We start from the raw sequence: 13,816 nt of genomic DNA on the forward strand, positions 1-13,816 counted from the left end.
TCTTTCCGATGGTATTTTTCCTTGCTTTCCTTTATAATGGGTGTATGGACAAGAAAAAATTATTATTAATTGATGGATCTTCTGTTGCTTTTCGAGCTTTTTTTGCGCTCTATCAGCAGTTGGATCGTTTTAAAAATGCTAATGGCCTTCATACCAATGCAATCTATGGCTTTCAACTCATGTTGAATCATGTCTTAGAGCGGGTTGAGCCCAGTCATGTTTTGGTAGCCTTTGATGCAGGTAAGACGACTTTCCGAACAGAGATGTATGCAGACTACAAGGGTGGCCGGGCTAAAACTCCAGATGAGTTTCGTGAGCAATTTCCCTTCATTCGTGAGTTGTTAGATTATCTTGGGATTCGCCATTATGAGTTGGCCCAGTATGAAGCGGATGATATCATCGGGACTCTAGGCCGTTTGGCTGAGAAAGATTCCTTCGATGTGACAATCGTTAGCGGAGACAAGGACTTGATCCAGTTGACGGATGAGCATACGGTGGTCGAGATTTCTAAGAAAGGTGTGGCTGAGTTTGAGGCCTTTACGCCAGACTATCTTATGGAAAAAATGGGCCTCACACCTGCTCAGTTCATTGATCTTAAGGCGCTGATGGGGGATAAGTCTGATAATATCCCTGGTGTCACGAAAATCGGTGAAAAAACAGGTATAAAGCTCTTGCTGGAACATGGTTCGCTTGAGAGTATTTATGAAAATATCGATGGAATGAAGGCTTCTAAGATGAAGGAAAATCTCATCAATGACAAGGAACAGGCCTTTTTGTCTAAAACACTTGCGACCATTGATACTCAGGCACCGATTGAGATTGGTCTTGATGATTTGCTCTATAGTGGACCAGATGTGGAAAATCTCGGAAAATTCTACGATGAAATGGGCTTCAAACAACTCAAGCAAGCTTTAAATGTTTCATCAACGAATGCGCCTGAAAGTTTGGATTTCACTATCGTTGATCACATCAGTCAAGACATGCTGAGCGCAGACTCTATCTTCCACTTTGAACTTTTTGGTGAGAACTACCATACAGATGACTTGGTTGGTCTTGCTTGGTCTTGTGGGGATAAACTTTATGCTACAGATAAACTCGAGCTCTTGCAGGAGCCGATTTTCAAGGAATTTTTAGAAAAAACACCTCTGAAAGTGTATGACTTTAAGAAAGCGAAGGTTCTTTTAAATCGCTTGGGCTTGAACCTGCAGGCACCTGCTTTTGACAGTCGCTTGGCAAAATACTTACTCTCAACAGTCGAGAACAATGAAATCTCAACCATTGCGAATCTCTACGGTCAAACATACTTGGTCGATGATGAGACTTTCTACGGTAAGGGGGTCAAGAAAGCTATCCCTGAGAGAGAGAAATTCTTGGAACACCTAGCTCGCAAGGTTGCTGTATTGGTTGAGACGGAGCCGGTTTTACTTGAAAAACTCAGTGAACATGGACAGTTAGACCTTCTCTATGACATGGAGCAACCTCTGGCTTTTGTCCTTGCTAAGATGGAAATTGCTGGGATCAAGGTCAAAAAAGAAACCCTACTTGAAATGCAGGCTGAAAATGAGGTCGTCATTGAGCAACTCACTCAAGAGATTTACGAACTGGCTGGTGAGGAGTTTAATATCAACTCGCCTAAGCAGTTGGGCGTCCTTCTCTTTGAAAAACTCGGTCTTCCTCTGGAATATACCAAGAAAACCAAGACAGGTTACTCGACAGCCGTGGATGTGCTAGAGCGACTAGCTCCTATTGCTCCGATTGTTAAAAAAATCCTCGACTACCGTCAGATTGCTAAGATCCAATCTACCTATGTGATTGGTTTGCAAGACTGGATTTTGGATGATGGCAAGATCCACACCCGCTATGTGCAGGATTTGACTCAGACTGGGCGTCTGTCTAGTGTAGATCCAAACTTGCAAAATATTCCTGTGCGTTTGGAACAAGGCCGTCTCATTCGTAAGGCTTTTGTGCCTGAGTGGGAGGATAGTGTGCTGCTCAGCTCGGACTATTCACAGATTGAATTGCGCGTTTTGGCTCATATTTCTAAGGATGAGCATCTGATTAAGGCCTTTCAAGAGGGAGCAGATATCCATACTTCGACGGCCATGCGGGTCTTTGGAATTGAACGCCCTGAGGATGTGACTCCAAACGACCGTCGTAATGCCAAGGCGGTTAACTTTGGAGTGGTTTACGGGATTTCAGACTTTGGCTTGTCTAATAATCTGGGCATCAGCCGTAAGGAAGCAAAAGCCTACATTGACACTTACTTTGAACGCTTCCCAGGTATTAAAAACTACATGGATGAGGTGGTGCGTGAGGCGCGTGATAAGGGTTATGTAGAGACTCTCTTCAAGCGTCGTCGCGAGTTGCCAGATATCAATTCGCGCAACTTTAACATTCGTGGTTTTGCAGAGCGGACAGCTATCAACTCCCCTATCCAGGGATCTGCAGCAGATATTCTCAAGATTGCTATGATTCAACTAGACAAAGCTCTAGTTGAAGGTGGCTATCAGACCAAGATGCTGTTGCAAGTGCATGATGAAATCGTCCTTGAGGTTCCAAAATCAGAACTAGCAGCCGTTAAAGCTCTAGTGAAACAAACCATGGAAGAAGCCATCCAGCTCAGTGTTCCCCTCATTGCAGATGAAAATGAAGGAGCAACCTGGTACGAGGCTAAATAAGAAAGCTATGATAGAGTTTGAAGCATTTGACTTCAAACTCTTTTTCATGATTTTCTGTAAGCAGTTTCCTTGACTTTTCCTTGTATTTGCGTTACTATATGTCCATATAAGATATGGGAGTCTGTGTACAGTCTGAGAGGAAGTGTTAAACTTCGACCGCACCTGATCTGGGTAATGCCAGCGTAGGGAACGATACTTAGCCGAATTCTGCACCTTTTCCATATATGGAAGGGGTTTTCTTTTTGTCAAAGGGAAACCTGAGAAAAGGAGGTTTTTATGAAAGCAAGCATTGCCTTGCAAGTCTTGCCCCTATCACAGGGGATTGATCGAATTGCTATTATCGATCAGGTTATTGCTTATCTGCAGGCGCAGTCCGTGACCATGGTGGTGACACCTTTTGAAACGGTCTTGGAAGGGGAGTTTGATGAGCTCATGCGTATTCTCCAAGAAGCGCTAGAAGTGGCAGGGCAGGAGGCAGATAATGTCTTTGCCAATGTCAAAATAAATGTAGGAGAGATTTTAAGCATCGATGAGAAACTTGAAAAGTATGATGAGACGACACATTAGTCTATTGGGTTTTCTAGGAGTCTTGTCAATCTGGCAGTTAGCAGGAATATTCAAACTTTTACCCAAGTTTATCCTGCCAACCCCTTTTGAAATTCTCCAGTCCTTTGTTCGTGACAGAGAATTTCTCTGGCACCATAGCTGGGCGACCTTGAGAGTGGCTTTGCTGGGGCTGGTTTTAGGAGTCTTGATTGCTTGCCTCATGGCGGTGCTTATGGACAGTCTGACTTGGCTCAATGATCTTATCTACCCTATGATGGTGGTTGTTCAGACCATTCCGACCATTGCTATAGCTCCCATCCTGGTTTTGTGGCTAGGCTATGGAATTTTACCCAAGATTGTCTTGATTATCCTGACGACAACCTTCCCTATCATCGTCAGTATCTTGGACGGTTTTAGGCATTGTGACAAGGATATGCTGACCTTGTTTAGTCTGATGCGAGCCAAGCCTTGGCAAATCCTGTGGCATTTTAAAATCCCGGTCAGTCTGCCTTACTTTTATGCAGGTCTAAGGGTTAGTGTCTCCTACGCCTTTATCACAACCGTGGTGTCCGAGTGGCTAGGAGGTTTTGAAGGTCTTGGTGTTTATATGATTCAGTCTAAAAAACTGTTTCAGTATGATACCATGTTTGCCATTATTATTCTGGTGTCGATTATCAGCCTTCTCGGTATGAAGTTGGTCGATATTAGTGAAAAATACGTGATTAAATGGAAACGTACTTAAATAGAGCGTTTTAGAAAAAGAAAAGAGGAAATAAAATGAAGAAAACATGGAAAGTGTTTTTAATGCTTGTAACAGCTCTTGTGGCTGTCGTGCTGGTGGCTTGTGGCCAAGGAACTGCTTCTAAGGACAGTAAGGAAGCGGAACTCAAGAAGATTGACTTTATCCTAGACTGGACGCCAAATACTAACCACACAGGGCTATACGTTGCCAAGGAAAAAGGTTATTTCAAAGAAGCTGGAGTGGATGTTGATTTGAAATTGCCACCTGAAGAAAGCTCGTCTGACTTGGTGATCAATGGCAAGGCGCCGTTTGCTATCTATTTCCAAGACTACATGGCTAAAAAATTGGAAAAAGGAGCAGGGATTACTGCCGTTGCTGCTATCGTTGAACATAATACATCTGGAATCATCTCACGCAAATCTGACAATGTCACCAGTCCAAAAGACTTGGTTGGTAAGAAATACGGAACTTGGAATGACCCAACGGAACTGGCTATGTTGAAAACCTTGGTAGAATCACAAGGAGGAGACTTTGAGAAGGTCGAAAAAGTACCAAACAACGACTCAAACTCTATCACACCAATTGCCAATGGCGTTTTTGACACTGCTTGGATCTACTACGGTTGGGATGGTATCCTTGCCAAATCTCAAGGCGTAGAGGCTAACTTCATGTATTTGAAAGACTATGTCAAGGAGTTTGACTACTACTCACCCGTTATCATCGCAAACAATGACTATCTAAAAGACAACAAGGAAGAAGCTCGTAAAGTCATCCAAGCCATCAAAAAAGGCTACCAATATGCCATGGAGCATCCAGAAGAAGCTGCAGATATCCTCATCAAGAATGCACCTGAACTCAAGGAAAAACGTGACTTTGTCATCGAATCTCAAAAATACTTGTCAAAAGAATACGCAAGTGACAAGGAAAAATGGGGACAATTTGATGCAGCTCGCTGGAATGCCTTCTACAAATGGGACAAAGAAAATGGTATCCTTAAAGAAGACTTGACTGACAAAGGTTTCACTAATGAATTTGTAAAATAATGACAGAAATTAGACTAGAACACGTAAGCTATGCCTATGGCGATGAAAAGATTTTAGAGGACATCAACCTGCAGGTGACTTCGGGTGAAGTGGTTTCTATCCTAGGTCCAAGTGGTGTTGGAAAGACCACTCTCTTTAACCTAATCGCTGGGATTTTAAAAGTCCAGTCGGGGAGAATTGTCCTTGATGGCGAGGAAAATCCTAAGGGGCGCGTGAGTTATATGCTGCAAAAGGATCTCCTCTTGGAGCACAAGACGGTGCTTGGCAATATCATCTTGCCCCTCTTGATTCAAAAGGTGGATAAGGCGGAGGCCATTGCCCGAGCGGATGAGATCCTTGCGACCTTCCAGTTGACAGCTGTACGGGATAAGTATCCTCACGAACTCAGTGGAGGGATGCGTCAGCGTGTAGCCTTGCTCCGGACCTATCTTTTTGGGCACAAGCTCTTTCTTCTTGACGAAGCCTTTAGTGCCTTGGATGAGATGACCAAGATGGAACTCCACTCTTGGTATCTGGAGATTCACAAACAGCTACAGCTGACGACCCTCATCATCACGCATAGTATCGAAGAGGCCCTCAATCTCAGCGACCGCATCTATATCTTGAAAAATCGTCCTGGACAAATTGTCTCTGAAGTCAAACTAGATTGGCCCCAGAACGAAGACAAGGAAGTCCAAAAAATTGCCTACAAACGGCAAATATTAGCAGAATTGGGATTAAATACGTAGCCTTTTAGGAAATTAGTATATATTAAATACAAGCGAAATCCTTGCTTGGATTTAATTGTTTCAAAGCTGATGAACATGCATGATTAGGCTTAATATTTAAAGAAATGGTAAGTTAATATAAAAATAATTAAATTTTAGTTGACATTTTGTAATGGAACTGTATAATATAATTGAACCATTATAGACAATAAGGAGGATAATGTGGTGAAAAAGAGAACTAGTAAACTCTTTCATGGCTTGATGGCCTTGCTACTGGTTGTGTCGGTCTTTTTGCCTGCACTCAAAGTTAGCACAGTTGTTCAAGCGGAGGAACTACCAGCGAGCAGTTACACAATGAAAACTGTTTCAAAAATCAACAATAACAAACTTGTTGATGGCGCTAAGTACGGGGAAGGTAAATTCTATCTTCAACCAACTTATAGTTTCCCAAATGATGTAACCCTCAAAGATGGGGATTACATGGTGTATCATGTTCCAAACGAATTTAAAATTGAAAAAGATTCTACTACGGAATTGAAAGCACCAGATGGGCAAACAACTATTGCTGAATTGACAACTAGTAAAGCAGATAACACAGCTACTGTCAAAGTGACAAATGCTGCTTACTTTGCTAATTTGTCAGAGAACAAGGAGATTACTGCCCTGTTTACAGTCGTTTGGGCAGATAGTGTTAAACTAAACACTCCTTATCAAATTAATATCCCAGGTGACCAAGTTTACACTTTGACTCGTATCGTCCCAGATGATGACCCAACTGGATTTACTAAATGGGGAGTTCAAGACTCAGACGACCCGAACTACGTAAACTGGCGTATCCGTGTTAACCGCTATGCAAAATCTTACACAGGGGTTAAACTCGAAGATACTATTCCAGAAGGACAAGTTCTTGCAAGTGAAATTACTGGTTACTACTTTACTGAGTGGAACAAAGCTGAAGCTCGTCCAAGACTAGAAGCTGCCCATATCAACGTTGTTGATGGAAATCACTTTACCATCACTCCAAACGGTGATGGCACAATGGACGGACAAGGTCTCTATATCCTATATAAAACTCGTCTAACTGCTCCAGTTGACAATGCAACTAAAAAAGCATTTAACGATGTAAAAGCGATAACCGATCAAGAAACATTTGATGTTCATGGATTTGCTGCTTTGACAACTACAGAAGGTATCGGTTCAGGTGCGAAGTCTGATGAGGTTGAATTCCAAGTTAAGAAAAAACTTGAAGGAAAAACTCTTGAGGCAGATGCATTTACTTTCCAATTGATTGCTCCAGATGGTTCTGTAACTGAAGCTAAAAACGATGCTGAAGGAAATGTTAAATTCCCAGCAGTTAAATTCTCTAATGAAGGTACATTCAAATACCAAATTAAAGAAGTAAATGACAACAAACCTGGCTATACATACGATGATTCAGTACTTGAAGCAGAAGTTACTGTAGCAAACGTGTATGGTCAAAAGATTGCAAGTGTTAAATATAAAGATTCTAAGAAAGAATTTACAAACACATACGCTGCTAAAGAAGCAAAACTTCAACTTGAAGCTAAGAAAGTCTTGAACGGTAAAGCTATCGAGGCTGGCCAATTTGAATTTGAGTTGAAAGAAAACGGAACAGTTCTCCACACTGTTTCAAACGATGCAAACGGTAAGATTCAATTCCCAGAACTTACCTTCACAAAAGAAGAAACTCGTACATTCACTATCTCTGAAAAAGCAGGTGATGTAGCCGGAGTTGAATACGATCCAAATGCTTATGAAGTAACAGTAGTCGTTACAGATAATGGTCAAGGCAAACTTGTTGCAACTGCAACTAACAACAACCCAACCTTCACAAACACTTATAAAGCAGCTACAACAACAGCTACTATCACGGCTACTAAAGTCTTGAATGGTAAAGCTCTAGAAGCTGGTAAATATGAGTTTGAACTTAAAGAAGGTGACAAAGTCGTTGCAACAGCTAAAAATGCTGCAGACGGCACTGTTACTTTCAAAGAAATTGAGTTCAATGAAGCAGGCGACCACACTTACACTATCACTGAAAAAGCAGGTAGCGAAGCAGGTGTGACATACGATACTGCCAAACACGAAGTTAAGGTGAACGTTAAAGATGACGGTGCAGGTCAACTTGTTGCAACTGTTACAGGTAACAACCCAACCTTCACTAACACTTATAAAGCATCTTCAACAACTGTAAATATTACCGCTAAGAAAGTCTTAGAAGGTAAAGCCCTTGAAGCAGGTAAATATGAGTTTGAACTTAAAGAAGGTGACAAAGTAATCGGAACAGCGACAAACGCTGCAGACGGTACAGTTGCTTTCGAAGGTATCGAATACAAAGAAGCAGGTAGCCACACTTACACTATCACTGAAAAAGCAGGTAGCGAAGCAGGTGTGACATACGACACTACTAAACACGAAGTGACTGTTAAAGTTGTTGACAACGGTGCAGGCAAACTTGTTGCGACTGTAACTGACAACAACCCAACCTTCACAAACACTTATGTTGCTTCTTCTACACAAGTAACCTTCACAGCTAAGAAAGTCTTGAAAGATAAAGAAAAAGATAAAGAACTTGCAGAAGGTCAGTTTAAGTTTGAACTTAAAGAAGGTGACAAATTAATCGAAACAGCGACAAACGCTGCAGACGGTACTGTTACTTTCAAAGCAATTAAGTACGCAGCAGCAGGTGAGCACACTTACACTATTACTGAAGTAAAAGGTAACGATGAGAATATCAAATATGATGAAAATTCTTACGAAGTGACAGTAAAAGTGACAGATAATGGTGCAGGTCAACTTGTAACAGAAGTTACAGGTAACAACCCAACAATCACTAACACGTATACTGAACCGAAAAAAGAAGAACCTAAGGAAGGTCCTAAGGAAGATCCTAAGGGTGAACAGCCTAAGGGAGATTTGCCAAATACTGGTGGATCAGACTTTACAGTATTCTCTACTATTCTTGGTCTAGTTCTTGCAGCTTTGGCAGGACTTGTATACCGTGCTAAAAAAGTTGACTAATCTTAACTTTGAATAACTAAAAAAGATGGAGACCGTTTGACGGTCCCATCTTTTTGTTTTGGATAGTTTATAATAATCTTCGCAACTTGTTCCCTTTTCCTTTAAAAAAATCAAAAATTTCGGTATAATAGTCAAAGATAGTCAAGGTTCAAAGAAGGAGTTTGATTTACTATGAGATTTAAAAATACATCAGATCATATCGAAGCCTATATCAAGGCGATTTTAGACCAATCTGGTATTGTGGAATTGCAACGGAGCCAGTTAGCAGATACCTTCCAGGTTGTACCGAGCCAGATCAACTATGTCATCAAGACCCGCTTTACGGAAAGCAGAGGTTACTTGGTTGAGAGCAAGCGTGGTGGCGGAGGCTACATTCGCATAGGGCGGATTGAATTTTCCAGTCATCATGAGATGCTCCGCGATTTGCTTTACTCGATTGGTGAGCGAGTTAGTCAGGAGATCTATGAGGATATTCTCCAGCTTTTGGTGGAGCAGGACTTGATGACCAAGCAGGAGATGACCTTGCTGGCATCTGTGGCAACAGATCGTGTCCTAGGGGAAGAATCCTCAGTTGTCCGTGCCAATATGCTCCGACAGCTATTACAAGAGGTAGATAGAAAAGAGAAGTAAGATGAACTATTCAAAAGCATTGAATGAATGTATCGAAAGTGCCTACATGGTTGCGAGCCATTTTGGAGCCCGTTATCTAGAGTCATGGCATTTGTTGATTGCCATGTCCAATCACAGTTACAGTGTGGCAGGTGCAACTCTAAATGATTATCCTTATGAAATGGATCGTTTAGAAGAGGTTGCGTTGGAACTGACTGAAACGGACTATAGCCAAGACGAAACCTTTACGGAATTACCCTTTTCCCATCGTTTGGAGGTTCTCTTTGCAGAAGCAGAGTATGTGGCCTCAGTGGTCCATGCAAAGGTGCTAGGGACAGAGCATGTATTATATGCAATCTTGCATGATGGCAATGCCTTGGCGACTCGCATCTTGGAGAGAGCAGGCTTTTCTTATGAAGACCAGAAAGATCAGGTCAGAATTGCTGCTCTTCGTCGCAATCTAGAAGAGCGTGCAGGATGGACAAGAGAAGATCTTAAGGCTTTGCGTCAACGTCATCGCACAGTAACTGACAAGCAAAATTCCATGGCCAATATGATGGGCATGCCTCAAGCTCAAAGTGGTGGTCTAGAGGACTACACGCATGACCTGACGGAGCAAGCGCGCTCTGGCAAGTTAGAGCCAGTTATAGGTCGAGACAAGGAAATCTCACGTATGATTCAGATTTTGAGTCGGAAGACCAAGAACAATCCGGTCTTGGTTGGAGATGCGGGTGTCGGGAAAACAGCTCTGGCACTTGGACTTGCTCAGCGTATTGCTAGTGGGGATGTGCCTGCGGAAATGGCCAAGATGCGTGTTCTAGAGCTTGATTTGATGAATGTTGTTGCGGGGACACGTTTCCGTGGAGATTTTGAAGAGCGCATGAACAATATCATCAAGGATATCGAGGAAGATGGCAAAGTGATCCTCTTTATCGATGAACTCCACACCATCATGGGTTCTGGTAGCGGTATTGACTCGACTCTGGATGCGGCTAATATCTTGAAGCCAGCCTTGGCTCGTGGAACTTTGAGAACGGTTGGTGCAACCACTCAGGAAGAATACCAAAAACACATCGAAAAAGATGCTGCCCTTTCTCGTCGGTTTGCCAAAGTGACGATTGAAGAGCCAAGTTTAGCTGACAGCATGATCATTTTGCAAGGTTTGAAGGCTACCTATGAGAAACACCATCGTGTGCAAATCACAGATGAAGCTGTTGAAACAGCTGTTAAGATGGCGCATCGTTACTTGACCAGTCGTCACTTGCCAGACTCTGCTATCGACCTCTTAGATGAAGCAGCAGCAACAGTGCAAAACAAATCCAAGCATGTGAAAACAGACGAATCCGACTTGACTCCAGCTGACAAGGCCTTGATGGATGGCAAGTGGAAACAAGCTGCTCAGCTAATCGCAAAAGAGCAGGAAGTCCCTGTCTATAAAGACTTGGTAACAGAATCTGAAATTTTGACTACCTTGAGTCGCTTGTCAGGTATCCCAGTCCAAAAACTGACGCAAACGGATGCCAAGAAATACCTTAATTTGGAAGCGGAATTGCACAAACGTGTCATTGGCCAAGATCAAGCTGTTTCAAGCATTAGCCGTGCCATTCGCCGCAACCAGTCAGGTATTCGTAGTCACAAGCGTCCGATTGGTTCCTTTATGTTCCTAGGGCCGACAGGAGTCGGTAAGACCGAATTGGCCAAGGCTCTGGCAGAAGTCCTCTTTGATGACGAATCAGCCCTTATCCGCTTTGATATGAGTGAGTATATGGAGAAATTTGCGGCTAGCCGTCTCAATGGAGCACCTCCTGGCTATGTGGGCTACGAGGAAGGTGGGGAGTTGACCGAGAAAGTTCGCAACAAACCTTACTCTGTGCTCCTCTTTGACGAGGTAGAGAAGGCTCACCCAGATATCTTTAATGTCCTCTTGCAGGTTCTGGACGACGGTGTCTTGACAGATAGCAAGGGACGCAAGGTGGATTTTTCAAATACCATTATCATCATGACGTCAAACCTTGGTGCAACAGCCCTTCGTGATGACAAGACGGTCGGCTTTGGCGCGAAAGACATTCGTTTTGACCAGGAAAATATGGAAAAACGCATCTTTGAAGAGCTGAAAAAAACTTATCGACCAGAGTTTATCAACCGTATTGATGAAAAGGTAGTCTTCCATAGCTTGGATAGCGAACATATGCAGGAAATTGTCAAGATTATGGTTAAACCATTGATTGCTAGCCTGGCAGAGAAAGGCATCGACTTGAAACTGCAAGCTTCGGCCCTGAAGTTGCTAGCTAGTCACGGTTACAATCCAGAAATGGGAGCTCGCCCACTTCGCAGAACCCTGCAAACAGAAGTGGAGGACAAGTTGGCAGAACTTCTTCTTAAGGGAGAATTAGTGGCAGGCAAGACTCTCAAGATTGGTGTCAAAGCAGGTCAATTAAAATTTGATATTGCTTAAAAATGGAGAGTCAGGAGCAGTCCTGATTCTTTTTTTGCTACTTTTTTATAAAAAATGATAAAAAACTATTGACAAAACAAAAATATAGTATATAATAAAAACATAGAAAATAAAAATATCAAAAATTATAAAAAGGTAAAACGTTTATGAAAAAGAAAACAGCAGTGGTATTTGGGACCTTTGCCCCTCTTCATCAGGGTCATATCGATCTGATCCAGCGAGCGAAGCGTCAGTGTGACCAGGTCTGGGTAGTCGTTTCAGGCTATGAGGGAGACAGAGGGGAGCAGGTAGGTTTAAGTCTTCAAAAACGATTTCGCTATATCCGAGAGGCTTTTCGTGATGACGAATTGACCTCTGTCTGCAAGCTGGATGAGACCAACCTTCCCCGTTACCCTATGGGCTGGCAGGAGTGGTTGGACCAGATGTTAGCGGAGATTTCCTATGATGAAAACCAGCAAGAACTGATTTTCTTTGTGGGAGAAGCAGACTACCAGCAAGAACTAGCTAAACGTGGATTTGGCACCGTCTTGCAAGAAAGAAAGTTTGGTATCTCAGCGACTATGATTCGAGAAAATCCAAGCAAATATTGGAAATATATCGCTCAACCCTTCCGTCGTCAGTTTACCAAGAAAGTGTTGATCATGGGAAGTGCTAGCAATGGGAAGACCACTCTGGCCAAGGATTTGGCAAGGTATTACGATGCACCCGTTAGTCTGGAATACGCGCGTGAGTACCAGATCAAAAACAATGTCCGCGACGATGAATTGACTCCAAAGGATTATTATTATCTCCTTTTAGGGCAGTATGACCAGACCTCCAAGTTAATCGATAGTAATGCCAATCGAGGCCTTGTGATAGCCGATACCAACTCCTTGGTAACCAAGGGCTACTATGACTATTACATGGAGACTGAGGACCAAGAGGACTTATCAGGAGAAACCTTTGACAATCTCTTTGCCTCTATCTTGGCCAAGGAAAAATGGGATTTGATTCTCTTCGTGCAACCTGTCGGCTCCTATGTCAATGACGGATTTAGAGATATGACCATGGCAGAGGACCACATTCGCTACAGTTTTTCCCAGCATTTGGACCAGATGAGAGAGCGATACTTAACCACTATTCCACTAGTTTATCTAGCGGAGGATTACCTAGGCAATTATGAAGTAGCCAAAGTGGCTATTGATGCCATTTACCAAGCAGATTAGGAGAAAATGATGAAAACAGTAACTAAAAAAATCACACAATTTATCGAAAACTTTAAAAATGTCCATTCCGAAGCACGTAAGATTGGTTTTGCAGGAATCATGCGCTTGCTATGGAAAGATCTCTTTGTCGGCCGTAGTCTTTTCCAGTGGTTGTATCTCATCGCCCTGTCAAGTGTTCCCTTGTTCTTAGAGTTCACGCAAAATACAGAAAGCCATGACTGGTTGAGCTTGTTTGCATCCTGGACTGGGATTGTCTGTGTTATCTTGGTAGCAGAAGGGCGTGCGAGCAACTATCTCTTTGGGGCCATTAACTCGGCTATCTACTTGATCTTGGCCATGAATGCGACTTTTTATGGAGAAGTCTTGACGACTGTTTACTTCTTTGTCATGCAGCCGATTGGTCTCTATGCTTGGCTGTCCAATCGTATCAATGAACAGGAAAAGCCAGAAGAATCTCACTTTGAAGCTAAGAAATTATCTGTTCTTGACTGGCTCAAGTACTTGGCCTTGACTGCCCTCATTTGGATTGGTATGGGCTTGGCTTATCAAAGTATCAATAGCGCTCGTCCTTTCCGTGATAGTGTTACTGATGCGACCAATGGTGTCGGTCAGCTTTTGATGACACGTCTCTACCGTGAGCAATGGATTTTCTGGATTGCAACCAATCTCTTTAGTATCTACCTCTGGTGGGGTGAAAATATCCACATCCAAGGGATGTACTGGGTTTACACACTCAACAGTCTAGTGGGTTGGTACCAATGGACTAAGGCAGTTCGAAAGGAGGCATAA

Annotated in this window: 10 protein-coding genes; all 10 read left to right on the forward strand. The window is 42.8% G+C overall.

Annotation, left to right across the window (positions count from 1 at the left end; all coding sequences use genetic code 11):
• The first annotated feature begins 44 nt into the window (after positions 1-44).
• The 10 genes from polA (at position 45) to pnuC (ending at position 13,816) form a co-directional block, all read left to right on the forward strand.
• Positions 45-2,678 (forward strand): DNA polymerase I, encoded by a 2,634-nt coding sequence (gene polA / locus HMPREF8578_RS04770; protein WP_000358447.1) that lies wholly within the window; start codon positions 45-47, stop codon positions 2,676-2,678.
• A gap of 276 nt (positions 2,679-2,954) precedes the next feature.
• Complete coding sequence (locus tag HMPREF8578_RS04775; RefSeq protein ID WP_000647676.1) at positions 2,955-3,245, forward strand: thiamine-binding protein; 291 nt, start codon at positions 2,955-2,957, stop codon at positions 3,243-3,245.
• On the forward strand, positions 3,208-3,966 hold the full coding sequence (locus tag HMPREF8578_RS04780; protein WP_080554504.1) for an ABC transporter permease: 759 nt from the start codon (positions 3,208-3,210) through the stop codon (positions 3,964-3,966). Before HMPREF8578_RS04775 ends, HMPREF8578_RS04780 begins: the two co-directional genes overlap by 38 nt.
• Before the next feature lie 35 nt (positions 3,967-4,001).
• Positions 4,002-5,009, forward strand: coding sequence for an ABC transporter substrate-binding protein (locus HMPREF8578_RS04785; protein ID WP_000754526.1), 1,008 nt, complete (start codon positions 4,002-4,004; stop codon positions 5,007-5,009).
• A complete protein-coding gene (locus tag HMPREF8578_RS04790; RefSeq protein WP_000136209.1) occupies positions 5,009-5,737 on the forward strand; it encodes an ABC transporter ATP-binding protein in 729 nt (242 codons plus the stop codon). The genes HMPREF8578_RS04785 and HMPREF8578_RS04790 overlap by 1 nt, the downstream gene beginning before the upstream one ends.
• Positions 5,738-5,941: 204 nt before the next feature.
• Positions 5,942-8,758 (forward strand): Spy0128 family protein, encoded by a 2,817-nt coding sequence (locus tag HMPREF8578_RS0102135; RefSeq protein WP_025168811.1) that lies wholly within the window; start codon positions 5,942-5,944, stop codon positions 8,756-8,758.
• Positions 8,759-8,929: 171 nt separating this feature from the next.
• Positions 8,930-9,388, forward strand: a complete 459-nt coding sequence (locus HMPREF8578_RS04795; protein WP_001211261.1) for a CtsR family transcriptional regulator — start codon at positions 8,930-8,932, stop codon at positions 9,386-9,388.
• A gap of 1 nt (position 9,389) precedes the next feature.
• Entirely contained in the window at positions 9,390-11,822 is a 2,433-nt protein-coding gene (locus tag HMPREF8578_RS04800; protein WP_001109727.1) for an ATP-dependent Clp protease ATP-binding subunit, read from the forward strand.
• A 146-nt stretch (positions 11,823-11,968) separates the two neighbouring features.
• A complete protein-coding gene (locus HMPREF8578_RS04805) occupies positions 11,969-13,027 on the forward strand; it encodes an AAA family ATPase (protein WP_000730569.1) in 1,059 nt (352 codons plus the stop codon).
• 9 nt (positions 13,028-13,036) lie between these two features.
• Positions 13,037-13,816, forward strand: a complete 780-nt coding sequence (gene pnuC / locus HMPREF8578_RS04810) for a nicotinamide riboside transporter PnuC (protein WP_000860154.1) — start codon at positions 13,037-13,039, stop codon at positions 13,814-13,816.

Origin of the sequence: Streptococcus oralis ATCC 49296 (assembly GCF_000185265.1) — a bacterium.
GTDB lineage: Bacteria > Bacillota > Bacilli > Lactobacillales > Streptococcaceae > Streptococcus > Streptococcus oralis_BC.

Coding starts and splice junctions, on each gene's coding strand:
- polA (WP_000358447.1), top strand. CDS start 45: ATGGACAAGAAAAAATTATTATTAATTGATGGATCTTCTGTTGCTTTT.
- HMPREF8578_RS04775 (WP_000647676.1), top strand. CDS start 2,955: ATGAAAGCAAGCATTGCCTTGCAAGTCTTGCCCCTATCACAGGGGATT.
- HMPREF8578_RS04780 (WP_080554504.1), top strand. CDS start 3,208: ATGAGAAACTTGAAAAGTATGATGAGACGACACATTAGTCTATTGGGT.
- HMPREF8578_RS04785 (WP_000754526.1), top strand. CDS start 4,002: ATGAAGAAAACATGGAAAGTGTTTTTAATGCTTGTAACAGCTCTTGTG.
- HMPREF8578_RS04790 (WP_000136209.1), top strand. CDS start 5,009: ATGACAGAAATTAGACTAGAACACGTAAGCTATGCCTATGGCGATGAA.
- HMPREF8578_RS04795 (WP_001211261.1), top strand. CDS start 8,930: ATGAGATTTAAAAATACATCAGATCATATCGAAGCCTATATCAAGGCG.
- HMPREF8578_RS04800 (WP_001109727.1), top strand. CDS start 9,390: ATGAACTATTCAAAAGCATTGAATGAATGTATCGAAAGTGCCTACATG.
- HMPREF8578_RS04805 (WP_000730569.1), top strand. CDS start 11,969: ATGAAAAAGAAAACAGCAGTGGTATTTGGGACCTTTGCCCCTCTTCAT.
- pnuC (WP_000860154.1), top strand. CDS start 13,037: ATGAAAACAGTAACTAAAAAAATCACACAATTTATCGAAAACTTTAAA.